Origin of the sequence: Arthrobacter sp. Alg241-R88 (assembly GCF_900537115.1) — a bacterium.
In the GTDB taxonomy this organism is placed as follows: domain Bacteria; phylum Actinomycetota; class Actinomycetes; order Actinomycetales; family Micrococcaceae; genus Arthrobacter.
This window is the reverse complement of record NZ_UNRG01000018.1, coordinates 19,656-40,810: the sequence shown is the minus strand read 5'-3', so window position 1 is coordinate 40,810 and position 21,155 is coordinate 19,656. Positions and strand designations below refer to the sequence as shown.

The 21,155-nt window shown below is 66.0% G+C and carries 29 protein-coding genes; 3 read left to right on the top strand and 26 right to left on the bottom strand.

What is annotated here, in order from left to right; all coding sequences use genetic code 11:
- Window positions 1–19 precede the first annotated feature (19 nt).
- Entirely contained in the window at window positions 20–574 is a 555-nt protein-coding gene (locus G6R19_RS20135) for a hypothetical protein (protein WP_163168118.1), read from the bottom strand.
- A 28-nt stretch (window positions 575–602) separates the two neighbouring features.
- Here G6R19_RS20135 and G6R19_RS20130 point away from each other — a divergent pair, with 28 nt between their 5' ends.
- Together G6R19_RS20130 and G6R19_RS20125 are read left to right on the top strand one after the other, a co-directional pair.
- The gene (locus G6R19_RS20130; RefSeq protein ID WP_163168117.1) at window positions 603–977 is read left to right on the top strand and encodes a GIY-YIG nuclease family protein; all 375 of its coding nucleotides are present in this window, start codon (window positions 603–605) and stop codon (window positions 975–977) included.
- Window positions 974–1,288, top strand: a complete 315-nt coding sequence (locus G6R19_RS20125; RefSeq protein WP_163168116.1) for a DUF6221 family protein — start codon at window positions 974–976, stop codon at window positions 1,286–1,288. Before G6R19_RS20130 ends, G6R19_RS20125 begins: the two co-directional genes overlap by 4 nt.
- 272 nt (window positions 1,289–1,560) lie before the next feature.
- Here G6R19_RS20125 and G6R19_RS20120 read toward each other — a convergent pair whose 3' ends face one another.
- Window positions 1,561–2,151, bottom strand: coding sequence for a hypothetical protein (locus G6R19_RS20120; RefSeq protein ID WP_163168115.1), 591 nt, complete (start codon window positions 2,149–2,151; stop codon window positions 1,561–1,563).
- A complete protein-coding gene (locus G6R19_RS20115) occupies window positions 2,151–2,348 on the bottom strand; it encodes a hypothetical protein (protein ID WP_163168114.1) in 198 nt (65 codons plus the stop codon). The genes G6R19_RS20120 and G6R19_RS20115 overlap by 1 nt, the downstream gene beginning before the upstream one ends.
- Before the next feature lie 230 nt (window positions 2,349–2,578).
- Between G6R19_RS20115 and G6R19_RS20110 the strand changes: the two genes are divergently transcribed.
- Window positions 2,579–3,646, top strand: coding sequence for a GDSL-type esterase/lipase family protein (locus tag G6R19_RS20110; protein WP_163168113.1), 1,068 nt, complete (start codon window positions 2,579–2,581; stop codon window positions 3,644–3,646).
- Window positions 3,647–3,650: 4 nt separating this feature from the next.
- Here the strand turns inward: G6R19_RS20110 and G6R19_RS20105 are convergent, their stop codons facing one another.
- From G6R19_RS20105 to G6R19_RS20000, 23 genes are all read right to left on the bottom strand, one after another.
- Window positions 3,651–5,270: a hypothetical protein gene (locus G6R19_RS20105; RefSeq protein ID WP_163168112.1), complete on the bottom strand. Its 1,620-nt coding sequence runs from the start codon at window positions 5,268–5,270 to the stop codon at window positions 3,651–3,653.
- Entirely contained in the window at window positions 5,267–6,670 is a 1,404-nt protein-coding gene (locus G6R19_RS20100) for a hypothetical protein (RefSeq protein WP_163168111.1), read from the bottom strand. The genes G6R19_RS20105 and G6R19_RS20100 overlap by 4 nt, the downstream gene beginning before the upstream one ends.
- Before the next feature lie 6 nt (window positions 6,671–6,676).
- Window positions 6,677–8,752, bottom strand: a complete 2,076-nt coding sequence (locus G6R19_RS20095; protein ID WP_163168110.1) for a hypothetical protein — start codon at window positions 8,750–8,752, stop codon at window positions 6,677–6,679.
- 51 nt (window positions 8,753–8,803) lie between these two features.
- Window positions 8,804–9,226: a hypothetical protein gene (locus G6R19_RS20090; RefSeq protein ID WP_205484691.1), complete on the bottom strand. Its 423-nt coding sequence runs from the start codon at window positions 9,224–9,226 to the stop codon at window positions 8,804–8,806.
- The gene (locus G6R19_RS20085) at window positions 9,178–9,438 is read right to left on the bottom strand and encodes a hypothetical protein (protein ID WP_163168108.1); all 261 of its coding nucleotides are present in this window, start codon (window positions 9,436–9,438) and stop codon (window positions 9,178–9,180) included. The genes G6R19_RS20090 and G6R19_RS20085 overlap by 49 nt, the downstream gene beginning before the upstream one ends.
- A 93-nt stretch (window positions 9,439–9,531) precedes the next feature.
- Window positions 9,532–10,092 carry a hypothetical protein gene (locus G6R19_RS20080; RefSeq protein ID WP_163168107.1) on the bottom strand — a complete coding sequence of 187 codons (561 nt, stop codon included), beginning with the start codon at window positions 10,090–10,092 and terminating at the stop codon, window positions 9,532–9,534.
- A 68-nt stretch (window positions 10,093–10,160) separates the two neighbouring features.
- Complete coding sequence (locus G6R19_RS20575; protein WP_275898085.1) at window positions 10,161–10,295, bottom strand: hypothetical protein; 135 nt, start codon at window positions 10,293–10,295, stop codon at window positions 10,161–10,163.
- A gap of 8 nt (window positions 10,296–10,303) precedes the next feature.
- Window positions 10,304–10,726, bottom strand: coding sequence for a hypothetical protein (locus G6R19_RS20075; RefSeq protein ID WP_163168106.1), 423 nt, complete (start codon window positions 10,724–10,726; stop codon window positions 10,304–10,306).
- Complete coding sequence (locus G6R19_RS20070; RefSeq protein WP_163168105.1) at window positions 10,726–11,004, bottom strand: HK97 gp10 family phage protein; 279 nt, start codon at window positions 11,002–11,004, stop codon at window positions 10,726–10,728. Before G6R19_RS20070 ends, G6R19_RS20075 begins: the two co-directional genes overlap by 1 nt.
- Window positions 11,004–11,348 carry a hypothetical protein gene (locus tag G6R19_RS20065; protein WP_163168104.1) on the bottom strand — a complete coding sequence of 115 codons (345 nt, stop codon included), beginning with the start codon at window positions 11,346–11,348 and terminating at the stop codon, window positions 11,004–11,006. The genes G6R19_RS20070 and G6R19_RS20065 overlap by 1 nt, the downstream gene beginning before the upstream one ends.
- The gene (locus tag G6R19_RS20060) at window positions 11,348–11,860 is read right to left on the bottom strand and encodes a hypothetical protein (RefSeq protein ID WP_163168103.1); all 513 of its coding nucleotides are present in this window, start codon (window positions 11,858–11,860) and stop codon (window positions 11,348–11,350) included. Before G6R19_RS20060 ends, G6R19_RS20065 begins: the two co-directional genes overlap by 1 nt.
- Window positions 11,861–11,863: 3 nt before the next feature.
- Window positions 11,864–12,043: a hypothetical protein gene (locus G6R19_RS20055; protein ID WP_163168102.1), complete on the bottom strand. Its 180-nt coding sequence runs from the start codon at window positions 12,041–12,043 to the stop codon at window positions 11,864–11,866.
- 65 nt (window positions 12,044–12,108) lie between these two features.
- The gene (locus G6R19_RS20050) at window positions 12,109–13,446 is read right to left on the bottom strand and encodes a phage major capsid protein (RefSeq protein ID WP_163168101.1); all 1,338 of its coding nucleotides are present in this window, start codon (window positions 13,444–13,446) and stop codon (window positions 12,109–12,111) included.
- 43 nt (window positions 13,447–13,489) lie between these two features.
- Window positions 13,490–14,119: a hypothetical protein gene (locus G6R19_RS20045; protein WP_163168100.1), complete on the bottom strand. Its 630-nt coding sequence runs from the start codon at window positions 14,117–14,119 to the stop codon at window positions 13,490–13,492.
- 10 nt (window positions 14,120–14,129) lie between these two features.
- The gene (locus G6R19_RS20040) at window positions 14,130–16,181 is read right to left on the bottom strand and encodes a phage portal protein (RefSeq protein WP_163168099.1); all 2,052 of its coding nucleotides are present in this window, start codon (window positions 16,179–16,181) and stop codon (window positions 14,130–14,132) included.
- Between the two features lie 13 nt (window positions 16,182–16,194).
- Complete coding sequence (locus G6R19_RS20035) at window positions 16,195–16,416, bottom strand: hypothetical protein (protein WP_163168098.1); 222 nt, start codon at window positions 16,414–16,416, stop codon at window positions 16,195–16,197.
- Complete coding sequence (locus G6R19_RS20030) at window positions 16,413–17,990, bottom strand: terminase large subunit (protein WP_163168097.1); 1,578 nt, start codon at window positions 17,988–17,990, stop codon at window positions 16,413–16,415. Before G6R19_RS20030 ends, G6R19_RS20035 begins: the two co-directional genes overlap by 4 nt.
- Window positions 17,947–18,282, bottom strand: coding sequence for a hypothetical protein (locus G6R19_RS20025; protein ID WP_163168096.1), 336 nt, complete (start codon window positions 18,280–18,282; stop codon window positions 17,947–17,949). The genes G6R19_RS20030 and G6R19_RS20025 overlap by 44 nt, the downstream gene beginning before the upstream one ends.
- Window positions 18,283–18,392: 110 nt before the next feature.
- Window positions 18,393–18,674 (bottom strand): HNH endonuclease, encoded by a 282-nt coding sequence (locus G6R19_RS20020; protein WP_163168095.1) that lies wholly within the window; start codon window positions 18,672–18,674, stop codon window positions 18,393–18,395.
- The gene (locus G6R19_RS20015) at window positions 18,671–18,946 is read right to left on the bottom strand and encodes a hypothetical protein (protein WP_163168094.1); all 276 of its coding nucleotides are present in this window, start codon (window positions 18,944–18,946) and stop codon (window positions 18,671–18,673) included. The genes G6R19_RS20020 and G6R19_RS20015 overlap by 4 nt, the downstream gene beginning before the upstream one ends.
- A 345-nt stretch (window positions 18,947–19,291) precedes the next feature.
- Entirely contained in the window at window positions 19,292–20,140 is an 849-nt protein-coding gene (locus tag G6R19_RS20010) for a ribonuclease H-like domain-containing protein (protein WP_163168093.1), read from the bottom strand.
- On the bottom strand, window positions 20,137–20,418 hold the full coding sequence (locus tag G6R19_RS20005) for a hypothetical protein (RefSeq protein ID WP_163168092.1): 282 nt from the start codon (window positions 20,416–20,418) through the stop codon (window positions 20,137–20,139). The genes G6R19_RS20010 and G6R19_RS20005 overlap by 4 nt, the downstream gene beginning before the upstream one ends.
- 298 nt (window positions 20,419–20,716) lie before the next feature.
- A complete protein-coding gene (locus G6R19_RS20000) occupies window positions 20,717–20,911 on the bottom strand; it encodes a hypothetical protein (protein WP_163168091.1) in 195 nt (64 codons plus the stop codon).
- Between the last annotated feature and the right edge of the window lie 244 nt (window positions 20,912–21,155).

The following is a 21,155-nucleotide window of genomic DNA, read 5'->3' as shown; positions in this document are numbered from 1 at the left end:
AGGTTGGCGTGCCACAGGATCACTTCGTCAGCCTCTTGAGTCGCGCGATGTTCTTGTTGGCCCGCTTGACCCACCGCTGCCACTTCGCCTTGCGCTTACGGCTGGCCTCGAGCTTCCCCAGCCGCTCCTCACGCTTCGGGTCCACGAACACGCCCCACGGAAGGATCGAGTCGAAGCCGGCGGGGTCGGTGGCGACCGAAAGGTGGAGGTGGTGGTTGTGCGGGTTGGATCCCGAGTACGGACGCCAGCCTTCGTGCCTGCGGTCGAACGAGTAGATCCGTCCGCGCCAGATGACGTAGGCACCGGACCGGCAGGCGGGGTGTCCGCCAACCGCGATGAGTGACGCGAGGGCGTTCGCGAGGTCTTGGCAGTCGAGCCCGTTGGCTGGGTCGTGGGTGAAGTCGCGAGCCCGGACGATGCCCTGACCGCCGAAGACAACCCAGGGGTTGTGGTCGCTCGAGCGCGTCGCGTGGGCGGCGTCACCGATGGACCCGTCTGACGCCTTGTTGCGGCGTGGGGCGTGGGCGTTGACTTCGCCGAGCAGTGCGTCAAGTGAGCGGGCTACGCGCCACATAGGGACCTCCGGTGTTATACTCGCTGTTATGACGCAACTGCCCACAGACCCGTGCGCGGTCTATCGGTTCTACGACTCGAAGGGGGATCTGCTGTATGTCGGAATCACCGGCAATCTGCCGACCCGAACCAAGGCACACGAGGGCTCAAAGCCCTGGTGGAAGGAGATGAGCTCAATGACGGTCGCCCACTTCGAGACACGCGAGGAGGCGCGAGAGGCTGAGCAGGTCGCTATCGACTCGGAGCGCCCGCGCTACAACCAAGTGCGCTCAGTCGGGAAGACGCCCCTTCACTCATTCCGCGTCGACGACGAGCTTTGGGAGGCTGCGAAGAAGCGGGCCGAGGAACGCGGCGAGACGCTGACCGAAGCCCTGCGCAAGTTCCTGCGGCGGTACACACGATGACCCTGACCGACTTCCTGCACGCCCGGATCGATGACGACGAGGCGCGCGCGGAGTTCGTGCGTCGGCAGAACGAGGATCCGTGGCATCGTCCATTCGAGGTCTGGAAGTTGTCGTGGCACGACGAGTACAACCTGCTCTGCATCGAGCCCGAGCGGGCGCTGGCTGAGTGCGAGGCCAAGCGGCGGATCGTGGAGCGGTGCTCGGCGGTCGACTACGCCATGCCCTCAACCCACCTCGCGCACGGCATCTTGGGCGAACTCGCCCTGCCCTACGCCGACCACCCGGATTTTAAGGACGAGTGGCGGCCCTAGTCGTAACAGCCCGTCGGCCTTTTCGGTGGGCACGGGCACAGGCCGTCCCCGATTTCACTCAGGCAGCGCGAGAACACGTGCTCCTCGCAACCGCAGAAACGGCACGACGGTTGGCGGGACAGCGGCACATCCACGGGCGCCTCCGGGTGAAGCCGAGACCTGAATAGCCGTCAGATGAAGCGATGTGCCTCAGTCGCAGTTGTCGCATTCCCAGCCGTGGCGGGTGCGCTCGAGCGGGGTGTGGCAAGTCGGGCAGGTCGGTGCGGGCCTAGTCACGGCTTGACGGAACAGAACTCGGACGGCGCAGAAGGCACCGGGTTCTCCTCACGCGCACGATCGAGCTCAGCCTGCGCGGCATCAAGTCGCCGGCCCGCAGCGTCCCTCTCGTCGAGCGTCGCATAAAGGTGCTGCACATCATCAGGGGTCACAGTGTCGTTGAGGATCTTCCGAACCAACGCCTTGAACGCCCGCCCCTCACGGTTCAGAGCATCATCCCGGGCAGCGGTAGCGATGTCCTTCGCCTCCGACGCCACCCGCACAGCCTTCGACGACGACGACTGAGCCTGCGCGTAACGGTCAAAGCACTTCTGCACCGCCGTGTTCGCGGCATCCGTACGACGGTCCTGCTGCGCGTTCGTGATCGTGGCAGCAGCACCAATCCAGATCCCGACGACCGCGAGGATAGCGACCGCAGTCACCACGACAGGTGCCCACCGGTCGTACCACAGGCGGTACGTGTTGGCGAAGTCCCTCATGCCCATCTTCTCCTTGTGGCGCTCTTGGTAGCGGCCGACGAGAACACCCACAACGAATGCCGGGATGCCGGTAGTAAGCAACTGCTGCACTGGGATCAACTCAGACATCACCGACGTCCGATCATCTTGCCGACGTCCACACCGAGGACGAGGAGCGCGGCAGTGCCCAGAAAGATCGTGACCTTCTCGCCCGAGTAGTCAGCGTGCGTGGCGTCCCAGTAGAGGTTGAACGCCATCGCTATGACGAAAGCAGCCGCGAAGAGGAACGTGCCGGGTCGGGGGATCGGGGGCTGGCCTTCGGTCATGGGAAATATGCCCCTCTACGTAGTTCTCCCGATGCGTGGGATGGCTGGTGGGCAATAGGGTCATGCCACCTCGCGCACAAACTGGTGGCAGCCAGTCGCGCGGGGAAGGCCCTCGTCGGTGATGCGCTGACGGGGGCCGCTTCCTTGTTTCAGCGAAGATAGGTGGGATTACCGACGTCAATGTCGGTGGGACGGGTTACGGTTGATACACACAACAACCGGGGGAAACCGTGAAGACGCTCATCGCTGCCGTAGCGGCCGGCATCGCCACAACGGCTTGCGCTGTGACCGTGGCACCCACGCCCGCGCACGCGAACGAGCCGCCTCGCATCCTCGTTGTCGGAGACTCGGTGACACAGGGCAAGGACGGCGACTACTCGTGGCGCTACTTCGCCGCGCAACGTCTCGCCCAAGAGCGGTACAACGTGGACTTCGTCGGTCCTTATCGCGGAACCAAGCTGAACGTCGACGGACCCCGGAACTCGGATGGCACGTACGCCAACCCGAACTTCGACCAGGACCACGCCGCCCGCTGGGGCGTGACCATGTGGGAGGCGCTTCACCTTGACACCGAGGCGCCCACGATCGGCGAGCTGGTGGAGGCGCAGCAGCCCGACGTGATCGTGGAGACGCTGGGCATCAACGACTACTCGTACCGCTACGGCGATGCCGAATGGATGCGCCTCGTCGAGCACGTCAACGAGTTCGTCACCGCGGCGCGCGAGGCCAAGCCTGACGTTGACATCGTGCTCGGCACCCTGCCCCAACGGTGGGAGGGCGATCGTGTCGATTGGTACAACGCGGCATTGCCCGGACTGGCTGCCGAGTTGAGCACGACCGAGTCGCAGATCACGACGACCGAAGTTGCGGCGTGGACGCGAGGTGTCGACACCTACGACGCCGTCCACCCGACGCTCGCTGGCGAGCAGAAGTTGGCCGACGTGGTCGTGGATGCGCTGACACCGCTGCTCCCGCCGCCCGCGCCGGCCCCCGCGTCGCCCGTGACCCCCGAGGCGTCAGCGGTGCCGCCCGCCGTGACCCAGCCCGAGGTCGGGACGAACACTCCCGCCGGCAGGTTGGCCCGGCCCGCAAAGGTCCGCGCCGACCAGAGGGGCGTTCGCGTCGTGGTTCGGTGGCAGCGGGTTGAAGGTGCGGAGTCCTATCGGGTCAAGTGCGGCCCTCGGTCGGCTGTCACGAAGCGAGCGAAGGTGACCGTTCGCGGAACAGCCGCTCGCTGCAAGGTTCGCGCTATCGGCGACGGCGTGTCGCAGTGGAGCGCCGTGCGGGTAAAGCGGTAGGACGTCAGGCGCGGGTCCTCTGGTTCGTCAAGGCGACCAGCTTGTCTTCCGTTTCCCGCGGGTCCGAGTCGAGCGCCAGTGTCGCCATGTTCTCTTCGGCGTTGTAGTCGACGGCGTGGATGCGGAACACTCCGAGACCGTCATTGGCGCTGGCATTGAACGCGTCTGGGTACGCTTCAATGCCCTGGACCCGCACAAGCTCGCCGGCCTCGAGTTCCCACGGGTTCACCATTGCGCCCGTGATGACGTCGCGGATCGGGCGGGCGACCGACAGGGTGCCGGAGTTCTGCGGGACATTGTGGGCGGCGAGGAAGTTGTCGCCCGCGGCTTGCGCCTGAGCGAGCGTGCCGGCCTCGCTGCCGAGGTTGATCATCGTCTTTCGGATGAGGCTGTGCTTATCCAGAAGCGCGCAGGCGAGAGTGCGCTCGGTCGTGCGGGTGCGCCCCGCCTCATCGCGCCAGAGCACGATCACCTCGTTGTAGACGTTCTGCGTTGACAGCGGAAAGGAGCCGCCATCGTCGAGAGTCGCTTCGTACCTGACCTCCGCCGGCCACGGCTCCCACGCGAACCGATATCCAGCATCGCTGGCCGATGGCAGGGTGTACCAACGGTAAGCCGGGGCGAACCCCATCAAGTCCTCGAGGACTTGCGTGGCTGTCACGCCGTCGGGGTAGGCCATCTGTGTGATGGGGAACGTGCTGCCCTGGTTGACCGTCGCACCGGCGCCGTCGAACTCGGGAAGCAGTCGGCCCAACAGGTCCTCGACGATCTGATGCGGGTAGATAAATCCGGCGTATCCGGTGGTCACCTCGACGCCCGACTTGTTCAGACGCAACGCCTCCACCTGTGGGGGCGTCGTGTAAACCCAGGTTGTCGACCCGGTCACGGTCGCGGCGCCAGCGTTCCACCTGGTGCGGATGTCGGCGACGTTGCGCCCGTTCGCGAAGTTTGTGACGACCACGGCCGCACGGGTTCCACCGGCGACGTTGAACGCGTCGGGGGTGCCGACATCAGACCCGGCCCAGTTGCCGTCGGTGGAGTAGATCGCCTCCAGCACCCAGCCGGCAGCCGTGACACCCGCGCCCCAGTTGTAGGCGAGCCGGGCGACCTTCATGCCAGCATCCATGATCCGGCTGTAGCGGATCGAAACGGCACTATTGGTCGCGACGAGGGTTCCATCTTCCCATGCCGCGACGAGGCCTTGCAGTCCAGCCGTCACGCCTGGCGCAGCGGACGCCTGGAACGTGGCCCCCGCACCGGAGAGCTCGATCACGTGGAACACCCAGCCCTCAAGTGACGTGTCAACGTAGATCAAAGGGGTGGTGATGTCAGAGGCGTGCTGAGCGGGGCCGAAGGCGACGCAGTCCCAGCGCTGGCCGCTCGCATCTGCACTGCGGCCCGAGTCACTGAACCGGCCCTCGGCGATGGGCATCGCGTTGCGGCCATCAGAGACGACGACCTTCGCCAGCGGGTCGAGCCCATTGAGGTCGGTCAGTGAACGCGAGAGGGAGAAGGCGATCGAACGGACGCCGCCGATCGCTTCCTTGCGGAAAGACATCGACTGGATCTCGCGGGTGATGTCGACACCGCCCACGGTCACGGTCAGCGGCACAGCAAGACTCACGTCGTCACCGGCCTCACGTGCAGGTAGCTCGGCCAGTAGTAGAGCGTGAACGACGAGGTGTTGCCCTTCGTCATCGCGCCAGACTGCGAAACCGCCTGGAGGTAGTAGAAGCGGTTGGTCACGCCCGGCGAGACGGCAGGGAACGCGCCGGACACGGTGACCGCCGTAGGCCACAGGATCGGGTTCGCCGCAGTCGGGAGTGTGGCGCCGTCAAGCGACGTGACAGTGTTCCGGACGCCATCGATCAGGGTGTCGAGGGTGGTGCCAACCAAGTTCGTTTGGACCCACTGCAACTGCTGCTCGTCGGCGGGGACGAGGAACAGGCAGTCCCAGTCGAGTGTGCCCGCGCCCGACGTCCGCTCGGCTTGGAGCTGCTGCCCCTCGGGCACCGTGCCGGCGCCGTCGACGCCGTAACCCACCGACGTCCCCTGCCGGGTGCCGATATGAACGATCCCGACGTCGACCATCTGCCGGGCGGTGGTCTTCGGCACGACCGTCGAGACGCCGGTCTGCAACTTGATGTTGATGTCAGAGGTGCTGTCGCTTCGGCGGACCACGACGACCATCCGGTACATGCCGCGGATGGCGAGGCGCTGGGCAGAGGTGGTGAGCTCGTTGAACGCCTGCCACTCGACCCGCGCCACCATCGTCGCGTTCGTGGTGAACGACGTACGGACGTAGTTGTTGGTTCCGGTGCCCGACATGGTCGCATCGGGGCCACCGCCGGGGTTCGTGGTGTCCGTCCCGAGCACAACGTTCGTGCCCTCGAGCTGCTTGAACCACACCAGGTCCGACGGTGTCCCGCGGCTCCGAGACGCAAGGATCCCATGCCCTACGGTGCGGCTGGCATCATGCACGATTACCGGGGCGCGTACGTCGCCGATCACGCCCGTCACGTCGAAGTAGCAGCCGTTGGAGCCCGCGGCAGGATCGTTCGTAACCGTGTACGGACCCAGGGACTCCCGCAGACCCAGCGCGAACGGCTCGGCCACGAGTTCGAGGGTGATGTTGCGGGCGATCGGGGTCGTCCACAGCTCCTCGAGGTCCGCAGCATCCGAACGGAACAGGCGGAAGAACACCGGCTTGGTCATGCCCTCACGCTGATAGCGGAGGTAGTTCGTCGGCCGGTCGAGTTCGCGCCACAACTTCTGCATCTCCGTCGCCGCCGCGTCCTCAGTCGAGGCGTTCACCAACGTCAGCTCGACCTCGAGCGTCCGGTTCTCGTACGACGACGCCGACACCACGCCACCGTCACGCATCGAGTTCGACGACTCGCTGCGACGGAGGCGGGGCGGGGGAGCCGAGAAGTTCTGGCAGAACCACGCCGTGGCGTCATTGATGTCGAGGCGAACCGTCGGGGTGGCCGAGATGCTGTCGACGAACTGGATGAGCGCGGGCACTAGTTCCTACTTCCCTGTTCTCAGGTAGGCGCGCTGGCCGGGGTTTCCGCCCTCGATCACGAGGCGGATGTCCTTGAGCGCATCGGCCGTCGCTTTGCCGGTCTTCTTGGGCGCGTCCTTCATGTCGTCGCGCAACTTGCCGATCTCCGCTCGGACGTTGTCGATGTTCGGCCCAAGTTCGTTGGTTGCGACCGCACCGCCGAGCTGGGTGCCGAGGCTCGTGACCTCGCCGAACAGGTTGGCCGCGCTGGTTGCACCCGCCTGCCCCATGCCGGCGAGCTCGGTGATGAGCGCGCCGTTACCGGAGGCGAACAACTGCGACAGGAACGACGGCGACAGACCCCAGCCTTGGAGCGTCTTGAACGACGCCAGGAGGCTCGTCAGTTCAGCCTTCTTGGTCAGGAGACTGTCAATGAAGGTCGACCCCTCGGGGACGGTGAACAGGTCCCCAGTGAACGCGCTGCTGACCGACTCGGCCAGTGAGGCAAACGAATCACGAAGCGTCGACAGGTTGCCCTTGAGCTTGTCGAGCTGCTTGGTCAACTGCTCGCGGGTCTTCTGCCCGCCCTTCGCGAAGCCCTTGCCCAGCGCATCCATCGCGCCACGCCCGTACTCCTCCATGAGCGAGTCGCGTTCGGACCTGGACGGGAGCGCGCCGCGACCGCTGAAGCCCAGCTCGGGATTCATGCTCCCCTCTTTGGCCGCGTTGCGCTCCTTGTAGATGGTTGTCACCGTGATAGTGACAGCCTTGTTGGTATCGATCTTCTTGATGCCGTCCGCGACGTCGCGCGCCTTCTCGGCGGCATCGCCCATCGCTTCCGAGGCGTCCTTCGCCCAGCCGAAGCCGGGAACCTTGCCGAGGGCGCCGAGCATCTTGGCCCACATATCCAGAAGGAAAGCCACGCCCTGGACGATCAGCTTGAAGGCCGGCTGGAGAGCGTTGTTCCAGAGCCACGTGCCAGCCTTGCCAACGGCCTCAATCGCTATTTTGATGCCAGAGAACGCGACGCCGATGGCTGCACCAAGCGCCGAGCCGGCGGTCTTCACTGCCGAGAACGCCTTGTCGACCACGCTTCGGAAGGTGTCTGACTTCTTGTAGGCGAACACGAGCCCCGCGGCCAGCACGGTGAGCGCGGTGACCACGATGCCGATCGGGTTGGCGCGAAGAGCAGCGTTGAGGGACCACGTCGCACCGGTCGCGCCGGTCATCCCGGCCGCCATGACAGCGGACGAAGCGGCCGATGCGAGGGAGGCGACCTTGAATGCCACAATCCCGGCGACCACCGTCGCCAAGACGGGGCCGACGGTGCCGAAGTTCTTGACCAGGATGCGCACGGCCCCGGCGCCTTCGGTGAGTGCCGGAAGCAGCGCCGCGCCTAGCGTGACCTTGAGGTTGTCCCACTCTGCCCCAAGGCGCTGCTGCTGACCGGCGAGGGTGTCGGACTCCCGCGCGAAAGCGCCTTGAGCGTCCGCCGACTGCTGCGTGATGAGCGAGAGCCGCGCCTGGGCCTTGGCCTGCTCGAGGGCGGCCCCAGTGAGCTTGGTCTGCCCGTTTGCCGCCAACACTGCGTTGACGGCTGTCTCGTTGAGGCTGATGCCGTACCGCTCGATGGGATCCGACTCGCCGCGCATGGCTGCGTTGAGCGCGTCGACGGCTTCCTTCGTCGACCCGCCGAACTGGGCGGCAAGGTCTGCACCGACAACAAGGAGGTTCTTCGACTGCTCTGCGAAGTCCTCGAGCCCCTTGTTCTTGAGCATGGCGCCCGAGACGGTGATGAGCTCGTTGTAGGCAGCGGCGGACAGGCCGAGACCCTGCGCAGCCTTCTTGCTGTCCTCGAGCACAGAGTCGGCGTACTTGCCGAACACGGACTGGACGCCGCCGACGGCCTGCTCGGCCTGCGATGCCGCGGAGATGGAGTCCCCGAGGGTCTTCGCGACCAGAACTCCGAGCGCGGCGGCTCCAGCCATCGCGCCGGCCTTGAGTGCGTCGCCCCACTTGGAGCCAGCCTTCTTGCCGGAGGCGTCGATGTCGCCACTGATCTGCGAGTCGAGCTGCTTGCCGAACCCTCTCGCTGAGGGCATGAGTGAAACATAGGCGCTAGCGATCTCAGCCATGACGCCTCCTTGGGGTTGCTATGCCGGCGGTCTTTCGGGCTGGCCGAATCCCGTGCGGAGAAGTTCTTTCACTTGCTCGGGAGTACGGCCGGCGGCGTTGCCTCGGCGGTGCGTCTCCACCCCATCTGTCTTGAATGGCCGCGGGTATGGCTTCCATCCCTTGTACTTCGAGCCGCCCTGCACGTCGACCAGGTCTGTGAGGATCAAGGCCTCGCGGGACAGCGGATGCGACCAACCCTCGATCGCCGTGACGAGCTGCGACGAGGGGTCGGCGCGAATGATGCGGACGAGGTCGAGCGCTTCATCCCATCCCATCTCGGCGGGGACGGAATCGAGACTCATGTGGAAGCGGGTACGCCAGTCGTAGCGCAGTGCTGCGCGGTGCTCCTCGATCAGGTCGAGGAGCCCGAGGATTCCCCCAGGCTGACGCCGGACTGCCACTTCGCGGTGAGGTCTTCAAGGTCGGCAAAGTCCAGACTGTCGACCGCCGCCAGCATCTCGGCGTCGGACGTCTCCTCGAGGAGCGAGAAGATGAAGTCGACGGGATCTTCCTTGCGGTGACGGCGCAGAACTCCCGCCTTGATGCTCTTCATGTGCGGGAGGGTGATTTCGACGCCCGCAGGGGACGTCCAGTGGAACTTCTCGAATGCCATGACTTGCTCCTTGCGCGGAAGGTTGCGCGGGTGAATGAGAGCCCTGCCCGGCCACCCGCGCGGGGCCAGGCAGGGCGACTAGGGGGATACGGATCAGGTCTTGAGCCGGGTCGACCAGACCTTCGCGTTGCCGGTGATGCCGGAGTTGTATTCGGCCGAGATGGTCATCTCGTAGCCGATGGGCTCCTGGTTGGCGTACACGCGGTCACCCACCTCGAACACCACGCCGTCGGGGATGTAGACCCGCTCCAGCTCGGCACCGTCCACGACGTCGATCACCCACGAGTAGTGGGTTCGGGTCGCGGTGGTGTTGAGGGTGTAGGTGCCCTCCGTGGCGGTCTGGGTGACGGTCGCGCCGGCCCAGGACTCGACAACGGTCTTGTTGGTCTCGAGGGCCACGAACGAGAACGTCGCGGGGTCCTCGGACGGGGAACGGAGGATGCGGATCGTCGCACCGTTCTGCCACGCCTTGAGGGAGGTTGAGTCGCCCGACGCCGGGATGGCCGACGTCACACCGCCCTCGCCGATGTAGCCGAGGTCGACAAAGCCGACATTGAGCGCCGACGCCTGCGAGGTCGGGGCCGCGGTCGCCAGTGCGCCGCGATAGATCTGCCCCGTGACCGCAACGCCGACCTTGGTCTGGTCGTTCGCCATGTGGATCTCCTTGGTGGTGTGCGGTCAGACCGCTGTGAGGTGCCGGCGCGGGCGGCGATGGTGGGGTGTTACTTGTCGTCCTGCTTCGCGGGCGTCTTGGCGGTCGGGGCGGTCTCCCAGCCCTGCGACTCGTACATCTCGACAGCGGACTTCTCGACCTCGATGGTCTGGTCGCTGTCAGGGTGGGTCATCTTGTAAGCCACGACTTCTCCTAGGTGAGGACGGCGACGCGGTGGGTCGCCTCGATCAGGGACTGTCGGCGCGGCTGCCCAGACGGGTCCGCGACGTCTACAGGGCCGGACAAGTGCTGCACTCGCACACACCCGTTGGTGCCCGGCGCGTCGAACGCGAGAGCCAGCAGCAGCCGCGACAGGTCGGTGGCGTACTTCTCGCCCATTGGGGACATGTCGTGCCACACGTCGATGGACACGCGCGGGCTGTCCAGAAGGCCCGTCAAGCTGCCGCCGTCCTTGCGAACGACAACCAGGCGAGCAGGGCGAGGATTCGGGACGCGACGGTCAAACTTCACGTTCTGCGCGTAAGTCTCGGTCCGACCGACCAGGGCGCCGCGGAGGTAGACCAGCCACCACTCGTCGGCGTCGATCGGCATAGCGGCAACAGGCTGGAGCGTCATCAGGAACCTCCAGCGGAGTCGAGGGCGCGAGACAGCACGCCGTAGTTCGCTTCCATCAGGTGGCCCTTCCGGTCGCCCGAGACGACGCGGACCACAGCACGGTCGGTGGTGTCCTGCTCAATGTGCAGACCAGCCTCGTAGTCGCCCGTGTCGTCGTGCGGGTCGGCCTTCGCGGCAGCCAGCACACGTTGAGCGCGGGCGGTGAGCTCGGCACGGACGCCAGCAGACTTCAACAGGTCGGCCATGCCGGGGGAGTTCAACTTGAGCCGAGCGGCCATCAGCCGTCCACCCTCTGAACTTGGACGACGACGCCGGGAGCCCAACCGGTGAACGGGTTGACCCATTCCGCAGCCTCTCCGAGGACTTCGTACGTGCCTCCGCGGACCACAACGCGGTTCTGCGGGGTGATCTCGGTGCCCGTGGGCAGGTAGAGCGTGAAGCCGCTCGTGACGCTGTTACGGGCTTCCTGCGTCGGCTCGGCGGACGGACGGGGCTCGACTCCGCAGCCTTCGACCTCGAGCTCGGATGGCAGGACTTCCCACGATGCCGCGGGCTTGTTGGAGTAGGGATCTGTCTCCGTGCCGGCCGTGAGGATTGTGACCGTCTCGCCGTAGGTGAACATCAGGCCACCGTTGGGATGCGGTAACGCCGCAGGATGTCCTTCTCTGCGTCAAGCAAGGAGAGGGTGGCGGCTTGGCCGGTGGCGCTCGTCGAGTGCTGGACAGCGAATGGGCCAGCCTGGTCGCGCAACGCCGAGGCGGGGTTGCTGACCGAACGTTGCGCGACGGCGCGAATCACAGACAGGATCTCGGCGGGACAGTTCTCGTAGCCGTGCGTGAACTCGACGACCACAGGAGTGTTGCAGCTCCACGTGCCGGCGTGCGTGATGACGCCAGCGGTTGACCAGGTGTAGTGCGTGTCAACCTCGAGCGGGACTTCGTCGGCGCTTACGCCTTCGATGGAGGTCACGTAGAGGGACGGGAGGGCGAGGATCCGACCAGCGGGCATGACGGACGCGGTCGCCTCGACGGACGGCGCGATGTGCCACCCGCAGAAGGAGCGGACCAGCGCCTCGGCCTCGTCGATTCGGTCATCGACGGTGGCGGTCAGCCCGCCGGTCAGAAGGTCGGGCATCGGTCAGGACTTCTTGGCCGTGCGCTTGGTGGAAGACTTCTCGGACGAAACGGCCTTGTCCTCCACCTCGTCGGCCTCGACCTGCTTGGCGCGCGCCTTGGCACGCTCCGCGAAGGTGGAGCCCTGCTGGGTCACGGCCATAGCCGGGACGGGGCCAGTCTCTTCGGTGTTCTTCTCGCTCATGCGATTCCTCCTGGCTGAGTGGGGTGCGGGGCGGGATTGCCGCCCCGCACCCTCTCGGTTGCGGATCAGACCGCGGTGACGGTGCAGAACGCCTGCGGGTCCAGCACGCCGAACGCGGCGCGCATCTCGGCGAGGATCGCCAGCAGGTTGCGGGTGAAGAAGTCGCTGTGCTGGTCGGAGACCATCAGCGACACGCCCTCGCGCTCCCAGAGGACGGCCTGTGAGAAGTCGCCGACGAGGGCCGTGTTCGCGGCAAGCCCCTCGGTGACGACCACGCGGAGACCCCACAGGGTGTTGAGCTGGTCGATCGACGCGCGGGGGTCGCCGATCAGGTAGTTCCCCGCGGTGTCCTTGGCGGTGAGGAAGCCCGTGCTGTACCAGTCGGTCGGGTTGATGACCAGGGCGTTCGGGCGACGGCGACCGGTGACGCGAACGGCCGCAATGGCGTCCACGATGGCGTCGATGTCCGTGCCGGCCGAGCCGACGGTCTGGATGCCCGAGGTGGTCAGGATGCCGGTGAAGTTCTCCCCGGTGCCCGCGCCGGAGAGCATCTGGTCCTCCAGCTCCTCCTCGAGGCCGTAGCGCAGGAAGTTGTCGATCAGGGTCCGGACCTGCGAGGCGTCGGACGCCGCGCGCTTGGTGATCGGGATCCAGTGAGCGATCGTCTTGACCGTGGTCGACACGACCTCGAGACCCAGTGCCGACTCGGGCTTGTAGCCCTCGGCGGCGGTCGGGGTGTTGTAGGTGGCCGGGTTGGCGGCCGACGTCGCCTCGGGGACGGGGGCGGCGGCGTTGGTCTTGGACGTCACGCGGACGTACTCGACCGTGTCCGACTGGGTGCTGCCCTTGGTCACGAGGTCCCGCACTGAGAGCTCGCGCTGGCCGATCAGGTCGACCGTGCTCGGGTAGCGGTCGTTGGTGACGAACGCGCCGGCCGAGGTGGACGAGAGACCGGTGACGAGGGCCTTGGAGTCAGCCTGGAAGGGGCTGGACTGAACACCCTTGACGGCGTTGGGGATGACGCCGTTCTTCGAGTACCGCCCGATGAAGTCCTCGTAGGCCGGCGAGGCGGTGAACATCTCACCGAAGGTCTTGCCGTTGGGGTTCATCGGCATGCCGGTCTCGGTCAGCTCGACCTTCGCCGACTTAACCTCGTCGGCCTTGGGGGAAAGCGAGGAGAGGAACGACTTGGCGTCGGCGAGGTTGCCGGCCATCTCGGCCTCGGACTTGACCTGCTCCTTGAGGGAGCTGATCTCGGCCATGCGGTTCTTGATGTTGGACAGGTCTTCGGCGCTGGGCGTGGTGCCCGCGGCGTCGAGGTCGTCAGCGAACTTCTCGAGTCCCTTGACGGCTGCCTCGAGCTGGGTGCGTGCGTTGCTCATGGTGGCCCTTTCTGTGGGCAAGGCGAAGCGCCCGACGTGATGCCGGGTGCTTGGGTGGGTGCGCTCAGTCCTCGAGGGACAGGCGCGCGATGTCGGCCCGGATGCGGGCCATCTCGACCACGTTGCTTGCCGGAGACTTGCCGTCCTCGTCGGAGGGGGCCTCGGGGGCGGTGGTGGAAACGGTGGGCTCGGCGCACTTGGCGCAGAGCGGGGCGGCCTCGGTGCTGGCCTTCTCCTCGAACGACTTGGCCGACAAGACGACGGCGCCGCGGTTCGACGGGATGGCGACGAAGGCGCCGTTGAGGAGTTCGGCCTTGACGATGTGCGGAACGCCGTCCTTCTCCTCGCGCACGGCGCCCATGAAGGCGACCGAGGTGGTGCGGATGTGGCCCTCGCGGACCAGGGTGCGTACCTCTTGGGCGCGAGGGATCGAGGAGTAGGTGCCCTTCACGCGGAGCTTGTCTCCGTCGTAGAACGGGACACCACTGCCGACCGTGGTCGCGGTGGACATGCCGTGGTCGATGTCGAAGGTGATGTGGTCGGGCAGGGGCTCGAACACCTTGGCGTCGATGGCCTCGCCGTCCCGATCCAGGTCGGGCGTCGACAAGATGACGTCAAACTCGCCGTTCGGGTCGCCGTCGGCGTCCTCGACCGCCTTGACTTCGCCGAGGGCGAACATCTTGGTCTCGTTCATGGTGTTCTCCTCAGAAATCCACGGTCACGGTGCAGTTGCAGCCGGCGACCTCGTCTGCGTCGCCGCCCGAACCGGGCCAGTCCTGGCCGTTGCTGAACGTCTCGTCGATGCCGACCGTCTGGCCCGACATCGCGGCATGGCTGGGACGCGGCCGGGTTCCGGTGTTCCACGTCTTGGTAGGCGCACCGCCACGGTCATAGGCGACCTGCTTCGCGGCCTCAAGGAGAGCGAAGTTGCCGACGAGGGTGGTTACTCCGGTAGCGATTCCCGTGGCCCGCGAGTCGGCAGCCTTCGCGAAGACGGCGTGCTTGTCGTCCGCGTCGTCGAACTGTGCCGCCGTGGTGTCGTTGATGTTGCTGGCGAGGCGTGCGGCCACCGCCTTCAAGAAGGCGACGGTGCGCGCTACGTCGTAGTCGTCCGGGTCGTATCCGAGCTCCTGCATCGCGTTCTTGCCCACGACGGCGGACACCTTGAGTGCGGTCAAGTGCAAGTCGGCGGTCAGATCGGCGTCCCACTTGGACTTGTCAAAGCGACCAGCGCTGAGTACGGCCTCGCCCTGCTTGGCGAAGAATGCGGCGAGAACCGACTGGGCCTGCTGCTCATGGACGCTGAGGTCGGGAGCCTTGACGGTCGTCGCCCGACTCTGCTTGCGGCCCATAGAGCGCACGCGGTCCCTCAGCGTGGACACGGACCCACCATTGGTGAGTTCGTCCGCCAGAACCGCCTTCACGGCAGCCTGGTGGGGCGCATCAAGGCCGTCGGTGAGCGCTTCCGCGTCGACTTGGTCAAGACTGCGCTGCCAGGACAGGCGACCCATCACTGACCGAGCTGCCGAGATCGGGATGATGTCCGCGGATGGCTGGGCGTCGCCCTGTCGCTCCGTCGCCGCGGTCTGCGCGTCGATGGCGTCGAGCGGGAGGGTCGCGGTGTTGAGGAAGATGCGATCGGTGCCGGCGATGAAAGGCAGGTTCTCGATCTTGCGCTTCTCGGCGATGGTCATGTGGTCAGCCTTGGCGAGGGCTTCCTGGCGGGTCTCGAAGTCCCCGCGCAGCACCTCGTCCATCAGGAACTCGGCGTAGACGTCATCGCTGGGCCACTCGACCTGCTTGAGGTCGGTCTCGATGGCCGCCTCGAAACTGGGGAGGATGCCGCCCATCGTGTCGCGGTACATGGACCGCATCTGCTCGGTGATGTTCGAGAACGTCGCCCGGTCGAGGATGTGGACCACGGGGGGCGGAACGTCGTAAGCGGCGCACACTTCCTCGCGGTTGAGCTTCCGAGTCTCGATGTACTGCGCTTCCTCGGCGGTTAGGGTGAGGGTCTTCGGCTCCATGCCCTCTTCTAGGACAATGGTTGCTCCCGTGTTCTCCGCGCCGGCCGCGAGCGAGTCGTACTGCTTCTTGATCCGCTCGCCGGCCGCCTCGCTCAACGTCGAGGGGTGCACGAGAGCGGTTCCGGGCCTGGCGCCGCGCTGCCAGAACGACGAGGTCGCTACGCGGGCGCTCCACTCGTTCTCAAGCGTCGACCGCAGCGGCTCGAGCGGCGACATGCCCCGAAGGAGGCTGTCGGGGTGGAAGTGCTTGAAGATGACGAGGTCTTCGCGGGGAATGTCCGACATGCGGAGTTTCCCGTTGTCGAAGTTCCACTGCCCGTTCTCGTGCGTCAGCGAGTTCGGGTGCAGCGGGTACAGCCCCACGACCCGTCCGCCCTGTCGACGCTTGAACCAAGCCGTGTCGCCGTAGATGTCGCGCGTCGAAGAGGTCCACAACCACAGCTCGTAGCCAGACATGCCGGGGTTCGGCTGCCGAAGCAGCTTCGCCATGTCGTGGTCGTCACGCTTCTCACGGCCCTTCTCTGCCCGCTCATACACGGGCAGAGGAAGGCGCGCGGTGGCCCGCGCCAGCTTGTTCGTGACGACGTAGACCCAAAGCTGGCGCGAATAGATGCCGGCGTAGGCCGACGGCCAGCCGTGGGTCGACATCGGCGGCATGGACGGAAACCAGGACGAAGAAGTCAGGGAAACCGGGGTCTTGGTCACCAGGGAGCCGTTGCTCAGGAACATCTGACCTCCCCTCTCATGGGCGCTGCATGTATGCGACGTCGGAGAGGAGCACGATGATCTCGCCGTCGAGGGGAACGTTGGTCTTGTCTTCGTTGGCCCCGATGGCTTCCGCGTTGCGAAGGACCAGCGCCTTGTCGTCGTGCGAGTAGAGGAGTCCGGAGAAGGCCGCGCCATCCTTGGTGGTCACCAAGAACTGGTCGCGCAGGCGGGAGTTCAGCACGCGGCTACGGCTCACAGCGTCACCAGTCCTCGGGTCTCATAGACGGATTCCTTGGGTGCCTCTGGCATCCCGCTTGTGAGCAGCCACGTTGCCCCGGTAGCGGCCTGCAAGGGCGCCACATCCATAGGTGAGCGCTTGCGGTCCCACAACATCGCGCCGCCCTCCGTCAGTTTCGGGACGGCTGTGGCGGCGGCAAGGTCGAGGGACGGCCAGGGGTTGTGCGACAGGCCGCCGGTCCGGACGAGGTCGTAGAAGCGGCCGGTCGCGCCGGTCAGGTCCGATCCCCCGAGATCCACGACGGGGATTTCGCTGCCAAGCGACGCTTTCAGGTCCGACATGAGCGTCGAAACCGGGGCACCGCGAGTCTGGCCCGTGACGGCGTCCAGGATTCCGGCGCGTTCCCGAAGCCAACCCTCTACCCACTCAGAACCGGCGCGTTCAGCAACCAGCTCGACTTGTGGCGTGCCGTCCGCGAGGTGGCCGGCGAAGGCGACGTAGGTCTTGACCCGATCTTGGCTCATATCCACGCACGCGACGACGTTGCCGACGATCTGCGGAGGATCCGCGGGGTCGAAGCGACCCGCATCCCATGTACCAGGCGGGAACGGACCCTCGAGCGTTCCATCCGACCACTGGCACAGGCATTCGGTGCGGAACACCCACTCAGGGTCGGTGGCCTCGGCGCTGGCAAGGGTCCGCTCGGTAACGAAGCCGTGACCGAGGGCGGGGTTCGCCATCGCCCACGCCTCGCGGTCCTTCGTGTGGGCGCCAGGCTTGGCCGACCATTCGAAGATCCCGAGCGTGGAGTCGTCGGTGTCGTCCTCGAAGTCTTCGTCGTCGATCACGACAGGCGCTTCGCCGTCCGTGATTCCATCCGGGTCGCCGATCGCGGCGTGAGCTTTCTGCCGGAGGTAGCGAAGGACGAGGCTGGTCGCATCACCCGCGTTGGACAGCGCCCACACCTGAGCGTCCGGGCGAGCGATGGTCGTCTTGGTGATCGCACCCCAAGCATCGAACGACTGGTGCTCGCGGAGCTCATCGAGCAAGATCAGTTCGCCAGACAATCCTCGGCCGGCGCGCCGGTTCGCGGCCTTGACCTTGTACCGCTCGCCCGTCGAAAGCTCGACAGCCTTCTTGCCATTGACCTTGATAACGCGCTCCTTGAGCGCGTCGAGCTCGGGTGTCTCCTCGATGAGGTCGACGGCTTCCTGCCATATCTCTTCGGCGACATCGAGGTCTTGCGCGGTGCCGATAACCAGTTCGCGGCCCAGGACGTACATGAAGAACAGGCTGAGAATCACCGACAGCATCGACTTGCCCTGCTGCCTGGCAACCAGTACAACGATCGTCCGGAACCGGAAGCCGCCGTCGGGATGAAGCTCGAGGGCGTGGACCAGCAACCACTTCTGCCACGGGTAGAGCGTGACCTGGCAGACGTCCTCCGCGAACTCAATGGCCGCGAACCCGAGAGTTGTCTTGGGCGTCAGGTTGCGAAGCGGAGGGGTGAAGATACGTGGGGTTTCGGAGCCGACAACCGGCTTCCGCTTAACCGCCGTGGACCGAGCGGAGCTTGCCGAGCTTGCTGCCACCCGACTCACCGCCCTTGTCGATGTCGAGCGTCTTGCGACCAGCCGGCGTGAGGCCGAGCTGATCGCAATACTTGAGGTACGCCGAGATGGAGACGTTGTCGTTTGCCGGCACCGCGGGACGACCGCCGTCCTTCTGGTGCGACACGTCGTCGATTGCCCACGCGACGATCAGATCCCAGGCGTCGATCTTCCGAGCGAGCGCCCGCATCGCCTCAACCGCACCCTGGTCCGAGTCGACCAAGTGGGTAGCCGCCGCGATGGCAGCCTCGGTGGCCTTGACAAGGTCCGTCATGCCGCACCGCCTCTCGCGCGACCCCGGGTCGAAGCCTCGGGGGGAGATGAATCGCTACCGGGGGAATGGTCCGGGCGTGCTGGCCTCAGAGATTCCGGCACCCCCACCCCTCACCACTGACGCGAGGTGAGTCCAACGTTCGTCTGGCCCGCGTCGGCGCCTGCGGACTTGCCGCATTTGGCGTGCTCGGGCTGAAGGTTGGAGGGGTCCTCGCGGAGATGGGGGTGGTCTATCCAGGCTTTGATGTGACCGGCGATGAAGGCTTGCGGGTCATCGACGGGCAGCGTGTAGTCGATCTGCTGTCCACACCTGGCGCAGGGTTGTTTGCGTTGGGCCTTGAGGTTGTCTGCGTTAGCTCGCTCGCGCCTGGTCCGTCCGTTGCGCTGGCTCATGCCTCGGACAGTGCGTCGAGCAGGATGTCGAGGTCAGCGTGGCGCCGCTTGTATTCGTCGGACTGGAGGCCGACGTGGCCGCGCCTGCTGATCGCCTTGGCTGTGGCGTTCATGTTGTGCAGTGCGGTCAGTAGCTCGTCGCGCGTGACGGTCTCGACGGGGTCAACGGTCGTCGTCATCGCGGCCTCCGTCACGGAGTTGGGTTGTGCGCGGAGGAGGTGGGCGAGTATGAGCCACAGCATGGTTAGTGGCCGGAGCAGGAAGAGCAGCATGGTCCGAGGTCCATGTATCGGTTGCAGCGGCAGAAGACGAGCGAGTGTCCGCAGCCGGTGCATCCGTCGCTCAGCGTGCGGGCGTGTTCGGGGTTGTCCATGCGTTGGAGGTAGTCGGCGAGGCGGTCGTCGTCACTCATCGGCCGGCCATCGTGTCGGGGTGCGGCGGCCGTGCGACGTGGCTCGGCTTGGTGTGCGCGCAGAACTTGCAGCCCTCGCCGTGCCCCCGACCGACCACAACCACATGTGCCAGCCACTCGGGGTCGGGCTGGTGGCAGTGTTCGCAGATGAGAGCGAAGACGCTGGTGCCGGTCGGGCTGACGGACGCGTACTCGTGCTTGCAGGTCATCGGGCGCCCCTGGTGACAGCAACCCGTGCGTGCCATGCGCCCTGCACGTTCGCGCCACAATCACGGCAGCGGTACAGGACGTACGTCAGCAGCGTCGCCAACTTGGTGCCCGTACGCTCGAGGTTGTCACCCCAGCACGCGTGGCACGTGGGCCGGTCGTTCGCGGTGCCGACCATGCTGTGCGGGTGCGACGACGAGTAGTGACGCAGCCGGTCGTACAGCGCGGTCGAGGCATCGATGTCGCCCTCGTTGTAGAGCCGCAACTTCTTCTGCGCAGCCCTGTCGCCGGCACACGCAGCACGAGCGGTCACGACGTCGTACTTGTCGGTCTTCGTCTCGATGCCGAGGCGGTCGGTGAGGCTGGCGAGGGTGTTGGACTCGAACCCGAGCTTGCGGGCCTCGGTGAGCGTGTCGAACGGCTTGGAAGGTGCGGGACGGGGCATGCCGTACAGCAGCCAGTCGGACAGCAGCTTCCGCTCGTCGAAGCCCTTGATGTTGTGCCCGATGGTGATCTGCGCCTTGTTGTGGGCGTCCCACAACTTCCGCAGCATCCCCTCGTGGCCGCCTGCCTGCCATTCGGCAGCGAAGTGGACCTTGGGCTTTCCGTACCAACGCCAGGCGGCGCAGATGGTGCGGGGCCACTCGATGACGGAGTCGGCGGGGAGCCGGTAGCCGAGGGTGTGCTTCCAGGAGTTGAGGTCCCAGAAGTCGCCTTCGATGGTGAGTCCGCGGTGCTTGTGGATCGCGCGGCCGGGGACTCGTTCGATGTCGTAGATGAGAACGTTGTGGGCGTTCTGGAGCTTCGCCGGGGGAGCGGCGGCGAGGCGTTGCGCGAGTTCACTCATCGGCGCAGGTCCTCGGGCCAGCAGTAGCAGCGGCGGCGCCAGTGGTAGCGGAACTTCTCCAGCGGCAGCGGCTGGGCGACGTCGAGGAGCCCGTCGATGTGGGCCTGGACGTCGCGCCATTCCAGCTTGGGTGGGCCGATGCGTAGGTTCTCGACGGCTTCCCAGTCGGCAAGGTCTCCCTCGCCGTAGAGGGGGTAGCAGGCGTTCGCGGGTCCGCGGCGGGTCCGAACGGTGTCGGGTGCTGGGGATGTGGCGATCTTGTGGGCGATCTTTGACACGGAGGGACCTCCGGGGACGCGCCTTGCGGCGGGGTGTGACCGAGACTGGGTGGTGCTGAACATCAACCGACCCCGAAGCGACGCCGATCAAACGGCAGACGGTGGCAGCACCGACTCGGTATCCGGGCGACGGTTGATGTGGTTCGGAGGGCTCAGTTCTCGCCGAGCCCGATGTTCGCGGGGATGTCACGCTTATGTCGCCCGCAAAGCTCGCAGGACGCGCCCTCACACCAGTTGCCGCAGCAACGAGGCGGAAGTGTCCAACCCTCAAGCGGGGGGCCGTTCTCGCCAACCATGCTCATTCGCCGTCCTCGGTGTCTTCCCGAGAGCGGATCTCGAACCACGCGTCGATAGCGACACGGGCGCACTGGTCGAGCATGTCGTCGGCCCGCAGGTTCAGCAGCGCGCGGGCGTCTTCGTCATCGTCGTAGTCGTCGCTGTCGAGGTTGGCGATGACCATGCCGTCTGGAGAGATCTGGACCGTGGCTTGCATCTAGACCTCCCGGTGGAAGTGCGTACCCGACTCGTCTGGACGTGGTGGCTATTCGGCCGTGGCCGTGACGCGGGGGCGTCGTGAGCGAGGTGTCGTCCCAGGGCGGGGTCTGCACATGCAAGAAGCCCCAGACCGCGTTGGCAGTCTCGGGGCTTCTTGATCGGGAGACACTCCTCCCGTCAACACAGGAGCCTAGCACACCTCGCGCTCATACGCCTAGTCTGTTCGCAAGTCAACTCTGGTG